Annotated in this window: 19 protein-coding genes; 12 read left to right on the top strand and 7 right to left on the bottom strand. The window is 49.5% G+C overall.

Annotated elements, in window-relative coordinates:
• Positions 1-57: 57 nt before the first annotated feature.
• The 5 genes from H6F86_RS03680 to H6F86_RS03660 all read left to right on the top strand — a co-directional run bounded on the left by H6F86_RS03680 (position 58) and on the right by H6F86_RS03660 (position 4,017).
• Positions 58-966 carry a sugar ABC transporter permease gene (locus tag H6F86_RS03680; RefSeq protein ID WP_190446756.1) on the top strand — a complete coding sequence of 303 codons (909 nt, stop codon included), beginning with the start codon at positions 58-60 and terminating at the stop codon, positions 964-966.
• Between the two features lie 8 nt (positions 967-974).
• The gene (locus tag H6F86_RS03675; protein WP_190446755.1) at positions 975-1,802 is read left to right on the top strand and encodes a carbohydrate ABC transporter permease; all 828 of its coding nucleotides are present in this window, start codon (positions 975-977) and stop codon (positions 1,800-1,802) included.
• A 132-nt stretch (positions 1,803-1,934) separates the two neighbouring features.
• Entirely contained in the window at positions 1,935-2,744 is an 810-nt protein-coding gene (locus H6F86_RS03670) for a YebC/PmpR family DNA-binding transcriptional regulator (protein ID WP_190446754.1), read from the top strand.
• A gap of 83 nt (positions 2,745-2,827) precedes the next feature.
• The gene (locus H6F86_RS03665; RefSeq protein ID WP_190446753.1) at positions 2,828-3,229 is read left to right on the top strand and encodes a hypothetical protein; all 402 of its coding nucleotides are present in this window, start codon (positions 2,828-2,830) and stop codon (positions 3,227-3,229) included.
• 122 nt (positions 3,230-3,351) lie between these two features.
• Entirely contained in the window at positions 3,352-4,017 is a 666-nt protein-coding gene (locus tag H6F86_RS03660; protein ID WP_190446752.1) for a lysophospholipid acyltransferase family protein, read from the top strand.
• A gap of 23 nt (positions 4,018-4,040) precedes the next feature.
• Here the strand turns inward: H6F86_RS03660 and H6F86_RS03655 are convergent, their stop codons facing one another.
• From H6F86_RS03655 to H6F86_RS03630, 6 genes are all read right to left on the bottom strand, one after another.
• Entirely contained in the window at positions 4,041-4,553 is a 513-nt protein-coding gene (locus H6F86_RS03655; RefSeq protein WP_242033346.1) for a GNAT family N-acetyltransferase, read from the bottom strand.
• An 88-nt stretch (positions 4,554-4,641) separates the two neighbouring features.
• Positions 4,642-4,878, bottom strand: coding sequence for a hypothetical protein (locus H6F86_RS03650; RefSeq protein WP_190446750.1), 237 nt, complete (start codon positions 4,876-4,878; stop codon positions 4,642-4,644).
• Between the two features lie 98 nt (positions 4,879-4,976).
• Positions 4,977-6,374 (bottom strand): AmpG family muropeptide MFS transporter, encoded by a 1,398-nt coding sequence (locus H6F86_RS03645; RefSeq protein WP_242033345.1) that lies wholly within the window; start codon positions 6,372-6,374, stop codon positions 4,977-4,979.
• A gap of 128 nt (positions 6,375-6,502) precedes the next feature.
• A complete protein-coding gene (gene lexA / locus H6F86_RS03640; protein ID WP_190446749.1) occupies positions 6,503-7,117 on the bottom strand; it encodes a transcriptional repressor LexA in 615 nt (204 codons plus the stop codon).
• A gap of 181 nt (positions 7,118-7,298) precedes the next feature.
• Positions 7,299-9,578 carry an amylo-alpha-1,6-glucosidase gene (locus H6F86_RS03635; RefSeq protein WP_190446748.1) on the bottom strand — a complete coding sequence of 760 codons (2,280 nt, stop codon included), beginning with the start codon at positions 9,576-9,578 and terminating at the stop codon, positions 7,299-7,301.
• A 336-nt stretch (positions 9,579-9,914) separates the two neighbouring features.
• Complete coding sequence (locus tag H6F86_RS03630; protein WP_347240078.1) at positions 9,915-10,874, bottom strand: RluA family pseudouridine synthase; 960 nt, start codon at positions 10,872-10,874, stop codon at positions 9,915-9,917.
• Between the two features lie 371 nt (positions 10,875-11,245).
• On the opposite strand from H6F86_RS03630, the gene H6F86_RS03625 reads away from it, so the two are divergent.
• The 3 genes from H6F86_RS03625 to H6F86_RS03615 all read left to right on the top strand — a co-directional run bounded on the left by H6F86_RS03625 (position 11,246) and on the right by H6F86_RS03615 (position 13,700).
• A complete protein-coding gene (locus H6F86_RS03625) occupies positions 11,246-11,986 on the top strand; it encodes a C40 family peptidase (protein WP_347240077.1) in 741 nt (246 codons plus the stop codon).
• Positions 11,987-12,041: 55 nt separating this feature from the next.
• Complete coding sequence (locus H6F86_RS03620; protein WP_190446747.1) at positions 12,042-13,058, top strand: glycosyltransferase family 2 protein; 1,017 nt, start codon at positions 12,042-12,044, stop codon at positions 13,056-13,058.
• A 372-nt stretch (positions 13,059-13,430) separates the two neighbouring features.
• A complete protein-coding gene (locus H6F86_RS03615; RefSeq protein ID WP_190446746.1) occupies positions 13,431-13,700 on the top strand; it encodes a GlsB/YeaQ/YmgE family stress response membrane protein in 270 nt (89 codons plus the stop codon).
• Between the two features lie 548 nt (positions 13,701-14,248).
• On the opposite strand, the gene H6F86_RS03610 is transcribed toward H6F86_RS03615, so the two are convergent.
• Positions 14,249-14,440 (bottom strand): hypothetical protein, encoded by a 192-nt coding sequence (locus H6F86_RS03610; protein WP_199305012.1) that lies wholly within the window; start codon positions 14,438-14,440, stop codon positions 14,249-14,251.
• A gap of 322 nt (positions 14,441-14,762) precedes the next feature.
• Here H6F86_RS03610 and H6F86_RS03605 point away from each other — a divergent pair, with 322 nt between their 5' ends.
• From H6F86_RS03605 to H6F86_RS03590, 4 genes are all read left to right on the top strand, one after another.
• The gene (locus H6F86_RS03605) at positions 14,763-15,713 is read left to right on the top strand and encodes a GDSL-type esterase/lipase family protein (RefSeq protein WP_190446744.1); all 951 of its coding nucleotides are present in this window, start codon (positions 14,763-14,765) and stop codon (positions 15,711-15,713) included.
• Between the two features lie 95 nt (positions 15,714-15,808).
• Positions 15,809-16,468: a chromophore lyase CpcT/CpeT gene (locus H6F86_RS03600; protein ID WP_190446743.1), complete on the top strand. Its 660-nt coding sequence runs from the start codon at positions 15,809-15,811 to the stop codon at positions 16,466-16,468.
• A gap of 350 nt (positions 16,469-16,818) precedes the next feature.
• Positions 16,819-18,540, top strand: coding sequence for a SpoIIE family protein phosphatase (locus tag H6F86_RS03595; protein ID WP_190446742.1), 1,722 nt, complete (start codon positions 16,819-16,821; stop codon positions 18,538-18,540).
• 3 nt (positions 18,541-18,543) lie between these two features.
• Positions 18,544-18,966: an anti-sigma regulatory factor gene (locus H6F86_RS03590; RefSeq protein ID WP_190446741.1), complete on the top strand. Its 423-nt coding sequence runs from the start codon at positions 18,544-18,546 to the stop codon at positions 18,964-18,966.
• The last annotated feature ends 501 nt before the right edge of the window (positions 18,967-19,467 follow it).

The raw sequence follows: 19,467 nt of genomic DNA, 5'->3' as shown, positions 1-19,467 counted from the left end.
AACTACCCAGATTCAGGCAACTGAAAGAAATCTGAAATTCAAGAGAAATTGAACGTTATGAGTACAGTAATCAAAGAGCGCTGGAAAAAGCAGAAGGTCAGTGAACACATTGCAGGGTATCTGTTTATGGCTCCAACGATCCTGATTGCGGGCATTTTTTTGCTTCTACCGATCGGTTACGCTGTTGCCTTAGCCTTTCAGAAAGTGCAGCTTTTGGGTGAGGTAAGCTATCGGTTTATCGGACTGAAAAACTTTGCCCGCATGGCGCAAGACGAGCGCGTTTGGATTGCACTCAAAAACACGGCTGAATATGTAGCGATCGTGGTGCCGTTACAAACTGTGCTTGCTCTGGTGCTTGCCCTGATTCTCAATAGTCAAATTAAAGGGCGATCGTGGTTTCGAGTTGCGTTCTTTCTACCAACAGTGACATCCTCGGCTGTTCTAACGCTCATCTTTATGTGGATCTATAATCGCAACGGCTTGCTCAACAATATCCTGGGCTTTTTGCAGTTACCAACCTATAACTGGTTAGGCGATCCAGCCATTGCCTTAAAAGGCATTATGATTATGAACATTTGGTCAACGGCACCATTATTTATGGTGATTTATCTGGCAGCACTACAGGATATTCCAGAGACACTTTATGAAGCCGCTATGTTGGATGGAGCGAACCGTTGGGAGAAACTTCTGCACATCACATTGCCATTTTTACAGCCTGTCACGTTTTTCGTGATTGTGATGGGTATTATTGGCACCTTTCAGCTTTTTGATCAGTCCTACATTTTTTCCGCTGGTTCTGGTGGTCCTAATAATTCAACTTTGACGATCGTCCTGCTCATTTATCAATACGCTTTCAAAAATCTAGATATGGGTTATGCTCTAGCGCTAACCTTAGTACTGGCAGTAATCTTAATGCTTTCAACTATTATTCAGCGGGCTTTGTTTAAAGAAGAACGATTGGACTAGGAGAACGGATGAAAAGTAACCGTTGGTTAATCAGCCTCTTATATCTTGTCCTTATCACCTATACGCTAATCACATTACTTCCTTTTGCCTGGGCATTCGCTACCTCGTTTAAGTCACTAGCAGAAATTTCGGCGGGCGGATTGAGTTTGATGCCCAAGAACTTTACGCTGGCAAATTATCAAACTATTTTTGTACAAGAACCGCTTTTTGGTCGATGGCTCATGAATAGCGCGATCGTCGCTGTTTGCATTACCTTGCTCAACCTCTTGTTCAACTCAATGGCAGGCTATGCTCTGGCTAGGATTCAATTTCCAGGCAATCAAGTTTGGTTTTTTCTGATCCTTGCCATTCTTATGGTGCCAGGACAAGTGACACTCTTGCCCAAATTTTTAATACTAAAGTCGTTTGGCTGGCTCAATACCTACCAAGGCTTGATTGTGCCATCAGCCGTCAACGCTACGTTTATTTTTATGATGCGCCAGTTTTTTCTTAACTTTCCCAAAGAGTTAGAAGAAGCAGCGGCATTGGATGGGCTAGGACGCTTTGGCACTTTTTTTCAAATTGTTCTACCGCTAGCAAAACCCGCTCTAGCCGCACAAACAATTTTTGTTTTTATGGGTTCCTGGAACGAATTTTTGATGCCGTTAGTGATTCTTTCTGATCCCGAAATGTTCACATTGCCGCTTGGTTTAAATGCCTTCAAGGGACAATACATTAGCTATTGGAACTACATCATGGCTGCTTCAATGATTTTCACGCTACCTGCTCTAGTCGTTTATGCATTCTTTAACCGCTACTTTATTCAAGGCGTGGCATTTACAGGTGGAAAAGGCTAGAGGATGAATGATAAGGGCTGAAGCTTTGAACTAATTTTGCTGCCTTTGCCCTTCTGCCTCACCATTACCCAATCTTTTGTCTATCCTATTGAATGGAGTTAGTTCGATCGCGTTGAAACGTCGCAGTACGCTATGGCAGGTCACAGCAAGTGGGCAAACATCAAGCGGCAGAAAGCCAGAGTTGATGCAGTAAAGGGGAAGGTGTTTACGAAAATTTCGCGGGAAATCATTGTGGCGGCACGGAGTGGAGTGCCTGATCCAGAGGGTAACTTTCAACTGCGGACGGCGATCGACAAAGCCAAAGCCGCAGGGATTCCTAATGACAACATTGATCGGGCGATCGCTAAGGGCGCTGGCAAACTAGGTGCAGATAATGCTGCGCTAGAGGCAATTCGCTACGAAGGCTATGGTCCTGGTGGCGTTGCCATCCTTATTGAAGCGCTGACTGATAACCGGAACCGCACAGCCGCAGACCTGCGGGTTGCCTTTAGCAAAAACGGTGGCAACCTGGGTGAAACTGGCTGTGTGGGTTGGATGTTTGAGCAAAAAGGAGTCGTGGAAGTTTCCTTGGTTCCCATAGAAACTGGACGCAAACGGCGATCGGATACTGTTGTCATCCAGGAAGATGCATTGCTGGAAGCCTTCCTAGACGGTGGCGCAGACACCTATGAACTAATTGAAGCGGAACAGGGTGCTGCCGCTGAGGCTTTAACCGAAGTCAGTAATTTAGAAACCTTGAGCCAAACGCTGAAGGAGAAGCAGTACGCGGTGAGCCGTATTGAGCTGCGCTGGATTCCCAACAACACGCTGGATGTCACCGATCCTGACCAGGCACGATCGCTCTTGAAACTGATGGATGCGCTAGAAGATCTGGATGATGTGCAGAGCGTCACCGCTAATTTTGAGATGACGGATGAGCTGATGTCTCTCAGCATTGCGTGAGTCTATGTCCCCATTTGTCGATAAATGCGCGTGCTGTGACCGATGCAGGCTAGGATAACGGTAGGTAGAAAGGAATTCTAGTGATGGTTGAGCGTCCAATTAAAAAGTCTGAGCGTCAGGCAAAACCTGAAGGCGAAAGCAGCGAGAGCGTTGCTCAAGCATTGCCAACTGTGTTGCCAGTGGCGTTGCCAACACGGAATGTCGAGCGCCCAACGCTTAACAAAGATAAAGACAAAACTAAAGACAAGGAAAGCGGCGGCGGCAAAGAGAACGATCGCGGCAAGGGCAGAGGCAGAGGCAAAGGGCGTGATGAGGAGCCGAAGCAGGTGGTTAGCCCAGCGCTGCTGCGCGGACCCAAGCCAACAAAGCCCAAGCCGCCAGCGCCAGAAGTCGAAGAAGTGCTACCAGAGGCATCTGAGGAAGTTGTTGCTGAAGACGTTGCAGCAGCGGATACACCAGAGGCAGCGTCAAGTGAAAGCGCCTAACCTGCTGGCAATCGTGTAGTAATAGTGGCATTGTAAAAGCAGAGGAACGATCGCTCCTCTGCTTTTATAGTTTATGCGCGTAAGGCTTTGGTTAGACGCTTTGATGTTCGGCTTTCTCCTGTATGCTTACAAGTTCTCAAGATCCAGTGGCGCACATCGATCGCGCTTCAGTTTCGCCCTGGCTCTACTGGCTGCTCTTACCCATTCACCGATTGTTTTTGAGCCTCTATTTCGGCTCGATCGTCATTCACGGCACCAGACATTTGCCAACACAAGGACCAGTTGTGTTAGCACCCAAACACTATAGCCGTTGGGACCCGTTTGTGTTGGCACTACTGAGCACCGAACCGCTCTGGTTTATGACCAACTCCAATCAATTCTCTGGCGTACAAGGCTGGTTTTTGTGGCGACTGGGTGCCTTTCCAGTAGATGTGAACCACCCAAAAGTTGCTAGTTTTCGTCATGCAATTGCGCTGCTGCAAGCCCGAAAAAAACTGATGCTGTTTCCCGAAGGCGGCATCGTTCGCGACCAGCCCGTGCGTCCACTAAAACCTGGTTTAGCCCGTCTTGTCCTTCAAGCCGAAGCCTCTGCTCTAGAGCCTCTACAGATTCCAATCGTGCCGATCGCCATCCAGTATCAACCCGCTCCAGGTTGGCGATCGCGCATCACTATCACCATTAGTCCACCGCTCCATACGGCTGACTATCATCAGAGCACGGATAAGCAAACCGCTCAAGCAATCACCACAGCCCTTGAAGCAGCACTGTTAAAGGCACTGGAAGCATAGGCACAAGCAAACGTGAGCACTTTCTAGCGCAATGGCTTCACCATCCAGACAGACTGCACTTGAAAGCCAAGCGTGTTGTAAAGACTTAGGGCAGCATGATTCGATTGAAACACTTGCAGCCCGATTTGACGATCACCCCTTGCTGCTGCCCATGCTTCTGCCTCAAGCATTAAGGCTCTACCAAGCCCTTTGCGCCGATGCTCTGGAAGGACATAGAGTAAAAAAATGTGAGCATGACGATCGCCATGTAGCTGGTCGATCGCCGTTCCCAGCCACAAGCAAGCGATCGGCTGTTGCGAGCGCTTTAAGCCCAAGTTGGACAGGGTATCTGCGCCAGGCTCAGATGTAAGAACCACCCACCAAAGGGGCGTCTCGCGCGACAAGTACTGATCAACAGTCTGTGCCAGATGGGCATAGCTATCGGATGCATCCATCTCTTGATAGGTGCGCTGCATAAACTGTACCAGCCGAGCACGATCGAGACTGGAACCCAAACGCAGGTCATAACCAACTGGCATGAGATTTGACACAAGCATTGCCATCCAAAAGCGACAACCAACGCGCTCACCCTGCCGTAGTAGGCTTCAAGTTGTTTGAGTCAAAACTTAAACAACCAACTTGTCCTTATTGAAATAAAGCTGGATCATCCGGCAAACCTTTGACCAAAGCTGAAAGTGATGGTGGCAGTCCAGCGAGAGACTCAGCACCAAGCATTGCAGCCTTCGGCTGGCTGACTTCACTAACAGGAGCCGGTGCTGCCATGTCAGATGGCAGAAAAATGCGGGCACTAACGGCTGCTAGCGCCACAAAAAAGATCAGAAAAATAAAGAGTGGAGCAATGTATTGCCTAAAAAACGCCATGACAGTAGCCGTATGAATAGTATTTAATTCAGTCTGAAAATTCTGAGACTTCACTCAAGATTTGTGAAGTTCCTCTCATTTATCGTAACGCGACATTGTTAATTATCATCAGGCAAATTTACAAAATGCGATCGTGTACCGTTCCAAGGCGCAAATAGGGGTAGTAGCAAAAGACCAGGGAGCGAAGCTGCAAGCGTCAGCAAAAAGAACAGTGCCCAGCCTTCCTGCGTTGCGCCTGCCAGGTAAGAGTTATTTAGGAGTGCTGGGTTTGACTGAATGAACGGCTTCAGCCGTTGCGCTAGCTCACCACTTGCCGGACTCGCCAATAAATCTCTGCCAACTGCCATTAGGCTAGATAACAACGCAAACTGAGTTGCTGAGAAACGTGGATTGCAAAGGCTCATCAAAAAGCCCAGAAAACCAGCCGTACCCAACCCGCCACAGAAATTCTCAACGTTAATTGCCACTACCATCGTCGGATAGTTTTTGCCCACGACTGCCAGAACGTAGTAGCCCACATTGCTGATGGCTTGCAGCGCACCAAAAACCCAGAGTGATCGGTTGATGCCAATTTTGCTCAGCACAGCTCCACCTGCCAGGGTGCCGACGATCGTCGCAATCAGCCCCATTCCCTGCCGAATATTACCAATATCAGCATCAGCAAAGCCGAGTCCCTTCCCACCCAGGAACGGTACCGCCATTTTGACAACCATTGCATCGCCTAGCTTAAAGACGATGATAAAAATCAATGTAAAGAGCGCCTGCTGCCAACCGAGACGACGGAGGAACTCTGCAAATGGCAGCACAACTGCCTGCTGAAGCGATTCAGGGGGACGGTCGCGCTCTACTGGTTCTGGTGCCCCAAAGGAGGTGAGGAGTCCTGCAACCATTAGCAGCGCCATCAACCCATAAACCCAGGGCCAGGTAAGGCGATCTGCCAGGTTAAAGGCAATCCATCCAGTTAGTAGAAGGGCAATCCGGTAGCCCAAAATTGTCATTGAGGCACCTGCCCCAACCTCTCGCTCCGTCAGTACATCAGCGCGGTACGCATCGATCGCAATGTCTTGTGTGGCACTCAGCAGCGCTATTCCCAAAGCTGTTAGAGCCAGCAGTTGCAGGCTGAACGATCGCTGGTCTGGATTCAGCGTTGCAATCATGCCCATTTGTAGAGCAAGTGCCACAATTCCTATAATCAGCCCTACCTGCGCCAGTACCATCCAGCCACGCCTGCGTCCCAAAAACGGTGGCACGAAACGATCGAGCAGTGGCGACCAGATAAATTTGAGCGAGTAGGGCAAGCTAACTAAACCAAACCAGCCGATCGTGCGGAGATCTAACCCTGCTTTAGTCATCCAGGCACGAAAGGCATCGTCTGTCAGCGCAAACGGCAACCCAGACGCAAAGCCCAGCAGCAAAATTGCTGCTATCTTGCGGCTTTGGAAGACTTGCAGGAACGACTGATCAGGTTTTGCGGCGGCATCTGGCAACTTGGGCAATTGAGTGTACCTCTAGCATTCAGCCATCATGCCATAGCCGCATTGCATCACAGCGCTCTCTAAAGCAGTTCTGTAGGCAATAATCTGTAAAGTAGTTCTGTAGGTAATCAACTGTGTCCCACAGGTAGCTACATTTTTTCGCGCCACACGCCGACTAGACTACCCTGAACATCAATATCCTTTGCAGGCACTTCAATCGCTGGATACGCCTCGGTATCAGGATTGCCAGGTTGCAATACAACTCTGCTACCCTTGCGATGGAAGTACTTGAGCGTTGTTTGCCCTTCTACTCTAGCAGCGACGATCGTGCCATTCTTCAGTGCTTTGGGGTCAGGAACTGGCTGCATAATCACCACGTCTCCATCATCGATGAGTGCTTCAATCATGCTCTGCCCACGCACTCGCAGTGCAAAAAAGCGGGGATTAAACAGCAGATTAGAAAAATCGAGATGCTCAACGTCTGTTTCGACAAAAGCCTCTACCAAGCCACCTGCCGCAATTGCACCCAAAATGGGCACACCCGGAGAGGATGCCTGAGTAAGGCGAATTGTGCGGGCTTTGCCCTCGTTCCAGTCGATATAGCCCTTTGTCCTTAAGTGTTCTAGACGGCTCTGGACAGGAGCCGGAGACTTTAAGCCCATTGCCTTCATCATCTGCCGAATCGAAGGCGAATGCTGATATTCACGGATGTAGCCCACCAACCAGTCGTAAAGCTCTTGTTGGGGCTCGGTAAGGGTTTCCATAGCCATAATTAAGCGATCGCAGTACTTAGAACACTTGTACCATCAAAATCGCGACCTGTCCAGTAGTTTTTTAGCTCTTGTAGTCCAGGCTTTACTTCACGGAGTTTAAAGTTTCGGCTTTCAAGCTGAGTTGGCAGGCAGATTTCACCAACTCAACTTGAGGTCGATCGCAGTTACTCCTTTACGCTTCAATCACCACACGCAGGTTGCCGCGTTTTTTAGAGACACGGCAGGCAGTGCTAGAACCCGATCGCTCAAACTCTAGATCCAGCAATGTGGGTCCAACCCGAAGGTTTTGGAGCGAGAGGTAGTTAATCGATTCTGGCAGGGCAGGATCGATGATGCGGAGGTAGTTACCTGGCGCATCCGGGACAAGGTTCACAATCATCTGAATAAGTTGGAAAACACTGCCCGTTGCCCATGCCTGGGGCGAACAAGCTACTGGATACTGAACAGGAGCATTATCCTCAATGCGATCGTAGCCGCAGAACAGTTCTGGAGGACGCTGATATGGCTGGCGTTTGGTCATATCTAGAATGCCCTTCGCCACTTCAAGCGCCTGATCGATCAAACCCAGCGATCGCAGCCCGATCGCGGTCAGCGCATTGTCATGGGGCCATACAGAGCCAATATGGTACCCCATTGGGTTATAGGCAGGCGACAGGCTGCTGAGAGTGCGGATACCCCAGCCGTTAAACATATCAGGTGCTCGTAGGCGTTCGGCAACGCTATAGGCTTTTTCGGGTGTGAGAATACCTAAGTTGAGGCAGTGCCCCGGATTCGAGGTAATGCTATCGACAGGCTTGCCGTCACCATCTAATGCCAACGCGCAAAAGTCCTGGTCTTCCATCCAAAAATCGTCGTTGAAGCGGTTTTTGAGGTCTCTTGCTTCCTCTTCCCAGCGGTCAGCAAGGTCAATGCGCTTCTTCATCCGGGCGATTTGCGCTAGACGTATTTTGGCAGCGTAGACGTATGCCTGCACTTCGCAAAGGGCGATTGCGCCTTCAGCAAGCTGTCCGCGTCGGTTGATGATGCAGTCGCCAGAATCTTTCCAACCCTGGTTTGCCAGCCCACGTTTAGAGGTGCGGAGATAGCTGAGGTAGCCTGTTTCTTTGCAGTTGCGATCGATCCAATCCATCGCTGCCAGCGCATTTGACCACAGTTGGTCGCGAGTTTCGCGATCGGCAGTCCAGGCAAAGTATTCGGCGTAGAGCATCAGCCAGAGAGGCGTAGCATCCACAGTGCCGTAATAAGGTGTGTGCGGAATTTCCTGACAGCGTGCCATTTCACCAAAGCGGATTTCGTGCAGAATTTTCCCTGGCTGCTCATCGCGCCATTCATCGTCCCGCTTGCCTTGATATTGCGCCAGAATAATGAGCGTTTCGCGCGCAATCTGCGGATCGAGCATCAGCACCTGAGACGCGGCAATGATGGAGTCCCGCCCAAAGAGTGTCGAGAACCAGGGCACGCCAGCCGAGAGCGCCTTCCCTTTACCAAAGGATTGCCGCAGCAAATAAATGTCTTGTTCTGCCCGTTCAATAATCTGGTTAAAGGTGCTTTTGTCTGAGCGAATCCGCGTTACCTGTTGCTGCCAGGTTTGCTCTTCCATCAGTTCAGCCGCTTTTGCCTGTGAGAGCGTCACGGGGGCACTGACGACCGAAATCGCGTTGTTGTTGTTGAACATTTGGAGGCGATAGCCCAACTTCAGCGTTTCGTGAGAGCCGATCGTTAACTGCCAAATTGCCGTAAAGCCTTTCACCACGTCGGGCTGTTGATGCACAAAATAGATGCGTGACTCCATCAATGAACTGTCTAACCCTTTATAGGCAAGCGTTAGTTCTGAAGGCTTCGCTGCTGGTTTAAGTAAGCTATCCATTACAGCCGCCTCTGATTGGTCAGTTGCTGCAAAATCAGGCGGGAGAAGCCGTAATAGTTGACCGTGTTTTTCGCGTCCGTAGCCTCGAATATCAAACAGGTCTTTAAAGTCGGCATCAAAGCTCAGGCTGATTTCAAAGCTGACTGTGTTTGTGGTGTAGTTAGAGACCTCAATTTCTTCAAACAAGCCTCCATTAAGTACCAGTTCACGCTTGATGCCGATCGATTCAGCACGGATGCGATCGTCAATCTGCGGGTTGGCACACAAGACTGACAGAAAAAAGCCTTTATCGGCTGTACTGCTCAAAAGAATGGGCGATCGACCCTCAATTTGTAGCTCTAGACGGCTGAGAAAGCGAGTATCGCAGCAAAACAAGCCCATGCTGGAGCTGCGATCGTTCTCCATGCAGCCGCCAATGTTGCCCAGAGTATCGGTCAGCAAAAACAGGTCATCGTCTTTCAGGGTCAGAGTCGTGTGAGGACGTTCACTAAGGACACAGGGGGGCCATTCAATAGCGGGTAGTTGGTCAGCGGGGGCAAACGTACGACCGTCGAGTTCAATCAATTCAAGAGTGTCTATTGTCATTCGATCCACAGGTTTCGGGTAACAGGGTAAGGGGTGGGGGGACAGTGCTCAAGCGCGTTTTTGAGCGTACTGAGGCGATTGGGCAAAGCTGAGACGTGGGACAACGGGCAGGAAACCACTCCAAGGTCAGTTAGAATGCTTGGTCTAGGTTAAGAGCTAGTGTTTTGGTGCTGACTAGCCATCTTCAAGGCTACAGAATTTTTGCAGCTTGTGTAGCGATCGTGGCATTCGGAACCCCAAACTCATAACTTCTTGGTAGAACGGCTTTTCAGCTAGGTTATTAACTCATTCATCCTGCACCAATCTGTATAAATGTTGCTTTATGGTTCCACAATGTCAGCTTTCCTCAACATTCAGCAGTGCTGGTGGTGGGCAAGTAAACGTCATAGAGTGACCTTGAGGATGCACGAATGTAAGGTGCAGTGCGTGCAGATGATAGCCACAATCGCCCGGAACTGGCAAAACACCACTGTCGGATGGCGTACAGGTAATGGGCTGCCCACCGATCGCATATAGCGGATCGCCCACCAGTGGATAACCAGCAGCAGCGAGATGAATCCGAATCTGGTGCGGTCTGCCTGTCAAAATGCTGACTTCAACCACTGCTGTTTGGGTGTCGCGCCGCAAGACCTGACAATCACTTTGAGCAAAAGCACCTTGTGGCGACGCAGCATAGACATAGCCCAGAACGGGATGAGGCTGCTTGCCGATTGGCTTAGTGATGGTAAAGCGATCGTCTGGTGGGTTGCCCTGTACGAGCGCTCGGTAAATTTTGTGCATTGGGCGATCGTGTAACGGCTTCAATGTGTTCTCACGCAATTGCTGACTGAGATGAGCACGGGCAGCAGGCGATCGTGCCAGCAACAGTAGCCCAGAGGTGCCCCGTCCCAGCCGATGAATCGGCAGTGGTGTCTCTGCTGGATAACGCTGCTGCAACTGCCAGAGTAGCGTATGCTCTAAAAAGCCCCCTCCTGGCAACACGGGTAACCCAGACGGCTTTGCTACCACCATCAAATCTGCGTCTTCGTAAAGCACTTCAAACGTCAGCGGCACGTCCGGCTCTTGCCAGGGAGAACGGCGATAGCTCAGTTGTTGACCTGCTAGCAGACGAGTCTCTGCCGTGATTGCTACCTCATCTAGCAAGACTTGTCCCGACTGAATGCGGTCTGCCCACTCAGCCCGACTAGAGTGACGATAGCGCTGAGTATAGTAATCGAGCACGGTTAAGCCTTGCGCTGATTGATCGATCTGCTCTCGATACGTCCAACCGTTATTCACACATTTAGCAAACTGCACAACTCCTGTATTCTGGACTCTGTAGCGCTTTTAATCCAGATCGGCTTATTCCAGCGCTCGTCTACAATGCCTGCTTCTGCCCTCAAAAAATAAATGCCCCCAGCCAGAAGCCAGGGGCATGATCAGGGTGCATCTACCACTCCTCTATACCGAATTGCTCCACAAAATCCGGAGGGAATTGGAGAATGGGAAGAAGGGATAAGGGATGAAGGATAAAGGATGAAGACTAAAAGGTTTAATTCTGTCTGACTCTTGGCTAGTGTTTTGGGTGATCTTCGCTGCTTCCCCTGTCACGCTGCTCCCCCTGCTGCCTCCGCCTCACCTCTCACCTCTGCTTATTATTCCTTTCTAGCAACTAACAACCTCCTGCCGTGGTTTCTCTCCTACAACTGCAAGCACACCAAACGTTACCTGATGGCGATCGCGCTCACTACTACTGTCGCCAAAATCTCAACCTCTACAACGCTTCCATGCGAGGGCTAGTGACGCAGGCAGCAGCAGGACGATATTTGCGCGTTGTATCGTTGCCGGATGCGTCAGCAGGAACAAGTCAGGGTGCCGTAGAAGTCTGTTTATGTGAGGACGATTATCCGGGCTGGCTGACGATCGCTGACTTAGAGCATCTGGATCTTGCTGCTACTCCCTATCAGGCGATTGTCCTTGCCGAAAGGGACATTAGCAGTAGAGTGCAGGGCGCGATCGCCTTTGCTCAGGCTGCGATGGCACAGCCCAACCACTATCTCTGGGGCGGCACTGTGGCACCCAATTATGACTGTTCTGGTTTAATGCAGGCAGCCTTTGCGGCAGTCGGCATCTGGCTACCCAGAGATGCATACCAGCAAGAGGCGTTTACACACGCGATCGCGCTACCAGATTTACGTCCTGGCGACTTGGTGTTTTTCGGTTCCCCTGAAAAAGCGACTCATGTTGGGCTGTATTTAGGGGATAGCTGCTACCTTCACAGCTCTGGCAAAGATCAGGGACGCAACGGCATTGGCATTGATTGCTTGTCGGCTCAAGGCGATCGTGTTAGTCAGACCTACTACGCTCAACTGCGCGGGGCAGGGCGAGTCGTTGCAAGCTATCAATCTCGCTGTGGCTCATTGCGCTGACTTTTTTTGATACAGTGCTGTCAGTCTTCTCTTACTACATCTAGCGGTATTGACTATGAGTACGTCATTGCACCCTGAAGGATTGGCGAGTGCGTCCCGACTTGCCATTAAACCTGAAGTTTCGGTTGTAGTGCCGATTCATAACGAATACGAGAGTTTACCCCATTTAGTGGAGGCGATCGCCGTCAGCCTCAATGCAGCGCACCTCCACTACGAAATTATTTGCGTAGATGACGGTTCGACGGATGACTCTGCCGTGTTGCTGAAACAGCTTGCCCAGTCTCGTAGCGACCTACGTGCTGTGATCTTGCGTCGTAACTATGGTCAGACGGCAGCAATGGCAGCGGGATTTAGCTGTGCTAGAGGGCAGGTTATTGTCACGCTAGACGGTGACTTGCAAAATGATCCTGCTGATATTCCCGTTATGCTTGCAAAGTTAGAGGACGGCTACGACCTAGTCAGTGGTTGGCGAAAAAACCGTCAGGATGCAGCTCTCACTCGCCTATTACCCTCAAAAATTGCGAATTGGCTTATTGGATTGGTCACAGGTGTCAAGCTGAATGATTATGGTTGTTCGCTCAAGGCATATCGGGCTGAATTGGTAGCTGATATGAATCTCTATGGCGAATTACATCGGTTTCTACCAGCGCTAGCCTTTATTGAAGGAGCCAGGATTACTGAGTTGCCTGTGCGTCATCATGCGCGTCGTTTTGGTAAAAGTAAATATGGGTTAGACCGCACCTTCCGCGTCATTATGGATCTGCTCACCGTTTGGTTTATGCGTAAGTTTTTAACGAAACCAATGCACGTTTTTGGTCTTTTTGGTGTCGGTTCAATCGCCATCGGCACAGCGATCGGGCTTTATCTCACCGTACTTAAAATTGGCTATGGCGTTAGCATTGGCAATCGCCCACTACTTATTCTGGCAGTTGTTCTAGTCTTAGCTGGTGTGCAGCTTTTCAGCGTCGGCTTGCTGGCAGAACTGTTGATGCGTACCTATCACGAATCGCAAGGACGACCCATCTATCGCATCCGTGAAACGATCGAACCAGGCAACAACATTGACAGCTAAGGATCAAGCACAAAAGCAGTTTGAGCCTTTGTAGCGGCGCAGCTTTCAGCAAAACTCTTTCCCTTACCTCAAAAGTATTTACCGTAGCTTGTGCTGTAGCTTCTTTCCCATTGACTTAGCCAGCTGACGAAAGCATAGAGTAAACCGCACCTACGCAGGTGAAATCTTGGCGTTAGTTGAGCCACGAGCCTAAACACAAATGTCTGTTCGCTTTGTGTAGCAGTTCTTACAGTTGTACAAGTCACCGCTTTTAGACTTACGAACTTTGTCTATGCCTTACGGTTATTGAGTGTTGTATCCTTCGACAGATTGGTTAATGAAAGCCATCTTGATATTGTTTACTTGTCAGCAAAAAACTTTGGGTAAACAAACATGAACATTATCGCTTGGATCGTTTTAGGTCTGATTGCTGGTGCAATCGCAAAGGCAATTTATCCTGGTTCTCAAGGTGGCGGTATTCTCGGCACGATGATCCTGGGTATTGTTGGCGCATTTGTTGGTGGTTCTCTGTTTAGCTTGCTAAATACTGGCTCACTTAATTTAGCTGCTGCAAGTCTGAGCATTCCTGGTATTTTTGTTGCTGTCATTGGCGCTATCATTGCTATCTTCCTCTGGGGTTTGGTCACCCGCCGCGCAGCTTAAGCTAGCAGCAGTTGAAAGCGCACGGACTACAAACACTAACGATTACTAGAGCAGGGGCGATCGACAAAGCAAGGGTTACTAGCTAGTAGCTATAAGTGGAACTTAAACGTTGAAGCCACTAGCCTGAATTCTTCTCTAAAATTTTGATTTTGCAAGTAACATACAGGTTTAGTTAAGCGTGATACGCGCTTTGACTGAACCTGTTTTAATTTGGTTAACCTTTCTTTAGTGGTGTAACCATTAATGTCTGCCTTAGCCGACTTTAAATTATTGGCATAGCGTTTCTGGTTGCAATAAGAGCGACAAGGGGGAGAGTCCTAAAGCCTGCCTTGGCTCTGCTTGGGTTTAACCTTAAGCATTAAGGAAACACTGTAAGAATCGAGAGTTAATAACCCAAAGCTTAACAATTTATAGAATATGACGCTGCCATTTTTATACAGGAGCGATATGACCTTAGGTAGCTTGTATTACTAGCAAGACTCAAGCCTTAGACTACCAGAACCTAAGGTCATTCTCAGAGCGTAAATGGTGTTTAGCTACGAAGTACTTTACTCTTCAGGTAAAACCCACTGAGGCGGCTCCATCCGCTTCTTCCGAATGGCATTATCTGCCATCTCGAGCATCTGGTCTAACGACGTTTCGCTAATAAACTTAGCTGCTTTGGCTTTGTATTCAAGGTTGGGACATTTGTCACCCAAAACACACCCATTAATACAGGCTTCAGCACAATTAATTGCCATTTTTTGCTCCAACTCAAAAATAAAATGTTTCTGACTATGACTACTTAAGGGTTCGTAAGCCTAATGCCAGCACTCTTGTACTTTGATACCAGCAACTTTTCCATTTTCTATTTTACCTTGATGCCTTTCAACATCACTTGTCTACAGGTAGAGTGTTGATCAGTTTGTCAAATAGCTTAATCGCTCGTTCCAAAGCCCCTAACGTTGCTCAGGCAGCTTGAACGGGGAGAAAATTTTATTTAGTAGCACAAATTTTGAGCAAAATTTTCCTGATGAAGCCTGTCGATCGCGACTAAGAAAGCATAGGTTTCTTACAGCGACAATGACTGATCTTTCCCTGTTGGCTGCGGTGATGGCAAAAGCTTCGTCCGAACAGGCCCTCAAGACTCCACCACCGCCAAATGCATCTTTGACCGCCTTTGATTGGCAGACCATCCGCTTACGTGAGGCAGATGCTACCAAGCAAACCTCTCAAAACAAGGCGCTTTTGAAACCGAGCGTACGCCCTGATTCTAACCAGAGCGTTACAGAGTTTGCTCAACCAGCTTCTGTGCTGCCTCGATCGGGAGGACAACTCTACTGGCAACGTTTTGCCGCCATTCGCTCGGGTCGTCTTTACACGCGCCTGCCGATCGATAGTTTCCGAGAGATCTGGCAGCAGACCACTAGCAACCCGACCGATCGACAATGGCGGCAACTGCTTGCAATGGAAGCCAGAGCCGCAACTAGGGGACAGGGCGATCATCGTCTCTCCATTATGGTGGGAGATTCACTCAGCCTTTGGTTTCCTAGCGATCGCCTACCCGCCAACCAACTCTGGCTCAACCAGGCAATTTCTGGCGAAAATACTAGCGCTATCCTGCGGCGACTATCAACCTTTGCTAGTGCCCGTCCCCAAGCAATTTACGTCATGGCAGGTGTGAACGATCTTAAGCAAGGTGCAACCGATAACGAAATTCTTTGGAATTTGCGTCAGATTGTCCGTCGTTTGAAACGGGCACATCCGCAGGCTCAGATCGTAGTGCAGTCGATTTTACCAACCCGTACGGCTGCTGTTCCCGGCAATCGTGTTGGCTGGCTTAATCAACGTTTAGCGACGATCGCGCAACAGGACGGTGCCACTTTCCTTGATTTGTATACCGCTTTTGCAGATGTAGACGGCAGTTTGCGCGATGACTTGACGACTGATGGGCTACACCTGAATGCGACTGGCTATCAAACCTGGCAGTCAGCCCTTGCCCAGGCAGATACACGGCTGGCACGGGGAGGGTAAGCAGCCAAGCTTTTGAGCATAGGCGTTAGCTGCTATCTCACGATCGCGCTAGTATCTTCACAATTAATCGTGTTCTGTTTAACTCATACACTGCTGTGAAGTATCAATCTGCGATCGCGTTGGTTGGAACGTTTTGCCTCATAACGATCGTCCGACCTGCCTTTGGTGACACGGCTCAACTAGCGCTAGAGCAGCAGGCTGAGGCTGTTGCCTCACGCCTTGAGGGAGTGATGGATACATCGGCTCAAGCCCTCCTCAACGCCAAAGCTCCTAATGTCAGAATGACCACTTGTCGTGTCCGCTTGTCAGCAACTGAGGCGGAAAAGCAACCCAACTCAATTTTTCTTTATCAAGAGCAGGCGTTAACAAAAAATCTGGCAAGCCCCTATCGGCAGCGCTTTTTGCAGATTAGCCCCAGTGCTCATAGTCAGAGTGTGCGCTCGCTCTCCTTCAAGCCTGCAACACCAACTGCCTGGATCAATTTCTGTAGTAAACCAGAGGGCGATCGCACCATTCAGCTCCGCGACCTTGGTACTGCCGTTTGTAGTGTCTTTCTCAAGCCTTCAGGGGATGCTTACGTTGGCAATACTCCGGCAGATGGCTGCCCTGCTAATATTCGAGGCGCAGTCAGAATCAAAAACCATATCGTACTGCAGACAATCGGCATGGATACCTGGGATCGTGGCTTTGATGCTGCTGGTAAGCAGGTCTGGGGCGCAACGGCAGAGTCTTATCAGTTTCGGCGCAGAGAGTAAGTAATCAGGAAAAGCAGAACGGGTTATAAAGACAGGCAAGCAAGGAAAACGTCCTCAGTTTTGCTGATAGTGTTTGCTTTTTACTGCCGTTTACCGTTTACCTCTCGCTTGCTGGTGCTGACTTGTTAGCGTTCCCTTGTTATCAACCCAATGTTATCAACCTAAGTATCTAGGGTACTTTACGCTAGGGAGAGTAATGGCGTTAAGTACTCAGACGTGAACAATTACCTGATTCTCTGGCTATCACTGTTTTTGATAGCAAGGGGAATTACAGGGATTGTGCTTAATCACGTACGGCTACTTCGTAGGGTTTAGCGTGGGCACCTTGTGCTTAACAGTGGAGTGTTCGTATGGCTCAAGGAATAGGAACTAAACTCAGATTGATGGTTGTTGATGATGAACCCGACAACCTAGATCTGCTGTATCGGACGTTTCGACGTGATTTTGAGGTTCTGCAAGCAGAGAGCGCGATCGCAGCGCTGCAAATGCTTGAAGAACAGGGAGAAATGGCAATCATCATTTCAGACCAACGGATGCCTGAAATGCTGGGAACAGAATTTTTGAGCAAGACGGTCGATCGCTACCCCGATACGATTCGGATCGTGCTGACTGGCTATACCGATGTTGAGGATCTAGTCGAAGCCATCAATACAGGAAAGGTGTTTAAGTACATCACAAAGCCCTGGAACCCTGATCAACTGAAGGGAGTTATCCAGCAAGCTGCTGAAACGTACAAGGTTTTGAAACAGCGCACAAACGAGCTGCGACGGGCACTTCGACGAGAGTCGTTGTTCAACACAATGACCACAGCTATTCGTGAATCGCTGGATTATCACAGTATGCTGCAAACTACTGCCGATACGTTGGGGCGAACGTTTGCTGCCAGTTGTTGTACACTGCACCCTGTAACAGACGATCGCCTCTTACCAGAAGCATTCATTTATCAGGAAGGCAGTCAAGGTGTTCAGGAAACGCAAGACCAGGAAACGCAAGACCAGGCGTTGCAGTCACCTCTGCCCCACCCCACTGACGATTTCTTAATGCAGGCTGTTGTGCAACGTCAGATTCAGACAGCACCTCTGCCTTCTGGAGAGGGATTTCAACTTGTGGTGCCTCTCACCTATCAGCAAGAAGCTCTGGCAGTGCTGTCACTGTATCGTCGAGCGATCGATCAGCCCTGGTCGCCTGAAGATATCGAACTTATTCAAGGCGTAGCAGAACAGGCAGCACTCGCTCTTTCACAAGCAAAGCTTTACCAGCGTACCCAAGAACAAGCCGAACAAATGCGGGCAGAACTCGCCGTTGCCCGTCAAATTCAAGGCAACCTCTTACGCCAGAGTCTACCTGATCTCGATGGCATGAAAGTCCAGGCGTGTTGCTTCCCTGCCCGTGAAGTTGGCGGCGACTTTTTTGAGGTATATGCTCATCCGCAGGGCGATATCTGGCTGGCAGTGGGCGATGTCTCTGGCAAGGGTGTACCAGCAGCACTGTTTATGGCAAGTGCAATCTCGGTGTTGCGGCGAGAGCTATCGCAAGAATCACCACCAGAGCCGCATCTCGTCATGCAAAACTTAAATCGCAGCTTGTCTGAAGATCTGGTTAGTACCAACTGTTTTATTACGATGGTGCTGGCTCGCTACAGCCCTTCGACCTGCCAGCTTGTTTACGCAAACGCAGGACATATTTACCCCTTAGTGTGGTCTAGTCGCAATGTTGCTGCACAGCTTGCTGCTGGGGAAGCATCCGCTGTCGAACCGCTCTACCTTAAAGTCCGAGGCGTGCCGTTGGGCATTTTACCCAATTGGAAGGCAGCATCCGGTAATGTGGCGCTCAATCCTGGTGAGGTGATGCTGCTGACCAGCGATGGCATTACAGAGGCAACTGTGGCAACAGCAGGTGGTAACGTCGGTACACCTCAGACGGTCACTGCTATGCTGCAACAGTCTGGATTATGGCAAATGCTGATGCAAGAACACGCCCCCCTTGATTTGAGCCACCTGCTTTCGCGGATTCGATCGCACAATACAATTCAAGAAGACGACCAAACCATACTTTCTCTGGAGGTTCTGTAGTTAATGAGAACTGAGCTTCACGTACCCAGCGACCTAAAGTTTTTGTCAATTGTCGAAAATTGGCTCTTGGGCAGCTTGGAGGTCGAACTTGGCGATCATGTTGACTGGACCCGTCAATCCAATCGTCTACGTCTGGTGCTAGTAGAGGCATATTCCAATGTCGTCCGTCATGCCCATAAAGATCAGCCAGCGCTACCTGTACTTATTCGACTGGAATTGCAAGAGCGTGATATTGCCCTTGAACTTTGGGATCATGGGACAGGCTATGATGTGGCGACCTATACAGAACCCACGCCAGAGCTGATGCAAGAAGGGGGCTACGGCTGGCTTATCCTTAATCGACTAATGGATCGCGTTGAATATCAGCTTCAGGTCGATGGGTTGAATTGCCTGAAGATGGAAGCGAGCTTACCGGAGTCTGTCTAGTCGCTAGGGAAAGGCAAAAGATAAAGGGCAAAAGGCAGACACAGTTGTTAGTTGCTTAGAAGCGCTAGTGATTAGTCTTAAGGCAGCAGCTCTCAAGCCTTACGTCTCGCCTCAAATCTAAAGATGGTCTAAGTGCAAGCCGTTGCCTAGGGAAAATCAGGTAGACTACTTCTCTACTGCCTTGGCAGGGATGTTGTAGCTAGTGTTCCTCTAGCAGGTGACGATCGTCATGGTTTGAGAGCCTACATTTAGGAAGTAGGGTTAGGTAGTTCAGTGCTAGCCTGGAACGATCGTTCGGACGAGATCTGATACGCTATCTGTAGACTAGTTAGATGAACTCAACTCCATATGTAGAGCCAGATTGCTAAATTTGCTTGTGCTTATTCATCCTGATTTGCTCATTCTGGACTTGCAATCAAGCTAACTTCGGTGCATCTTTGTAGGGCAGTGCAATGATTGCAGCCCAAAGCAAGAGAGTCGATCGCCTCGGCTCACTCTGCT

The sequence above is a fragment of the Phormidium sp. FACHB-592 genome (genome assembly GCF_014695795.1).
Classification (GTDB): Bacteria; Cyanobacteriota; Cyanobacteriia; order Leptolyngbyales; family Leptolyngbyaceae; genus Stenomitos.
Note: the sequence above shows the minus strand (reverse complement) of the source record. Positions and strands in the feature narration are given on the sequence as shown.

Bases quoted from the DNA above. Each gene is read 5' to 3' on its own strand.
- H6F86_RS03680 (WP_190446756.1), top strand. From the start codon at position 58: ATGAGTACAGTAATCAAAGAGCGCTGGAAAAAGCAGAAGGTCAGTGAA.
- H6F86_RS03675 (WP_190446755.1), top strand. From the start codon at position 975: ATGAAAAGTAACCGTTGGTTAATCAGCCTCTTATATCTTGTCCTTATC.
- H6F86_RS03670 (WP_190446754.1), top strand. From the start codon at position 1,935: ATGGCAGGTCACAGCAAGTGGGCAAACATCAAGCGGCAGAAAGCCAGA.
- H6F86_RS03665 (WP_190446753.1), top strand. From the start codon at position 2,828: ATGGTTGAGCGTCCAATTAAAAAGTCTGAGCGTCAGGCAAAACCTGAA.
- H6F86_RS03660 (WP_190446752.1), top strand. From the start codon at position 3,352: ATGCTTACAAGTTCTCAAGATCCAGTGGCGCACATCGATCGCGCTTCA.
- H6F86_RS03655 (WP_242033346.1), bottom strand. From the start codon at position 4,553: ATGCTTGTGTCAAATCTCATGCCAGTTGGTTATGACCTGCGTTTGGGT.
- H6F86_RS03650 (WP_190446750.1), bottom strand. From the start codon at position 4,878: ATGGCGTTTTTTAGGCAATACATTGCTCCACTCTTTATTTTTCTGATC.
- lexA (WP_190446749.1), bottom strand. From the start codon at position 7,117: ATGGAAACCCTTACCGAGCCCCAACAAGAGCTTTACGACTGGTTGGTG.
- H6F86_RS03635 (WP_190446748.1), bottom strand. From the start codon at position 9,578: ATGACAATAGACACTCTTGAATTGATTGAACTCGACGGTCGTACGTTT.
- H6F86_RS03620 (WP_190446747.1), top strand. From the start codon at position 12,042: ATGAGTACGTCATTGCACCCTGAAGGATTGGCGAGTGCGTCCCGACTT.
- H6F86_RS03615 (WP_190446746.1), top strand. From the start codon at position 13,431: ATGAACATTATCGCTTGGATCGTTTTAGGTCTGATTGCTGGTGCAATC.
- H6F86_RS03610 (WP_199305012.1), bottom strand. From the start codon at position 14,440: ATGGCAATTAATTGTGCTGAAGCCTGTATTAATGGGTGTGTTTTGGGT.
- H6F86_RS03605 (WP_190446744.1), top strand. From the start codon at position 14,763: ATGACTGATCTTTCCCTGTTGGCTGCGGTGATGGCAAAAGCTTCGTCC.
- H6F86_RS03595 (WP_190446742.1), top strand. From the start codon at position 16,819: ATGGCTCAAGGAATAGGAACTAAACTCAGATTGATGGTTGTTGATGAT.
- H6F86_RS03590 (WP_190446741.1), top strand. From the start codon at position 18,544: ATGAGAACTGAGCTTCACGTACCCAGCGACCTAAAGTTTTTGTCAATT.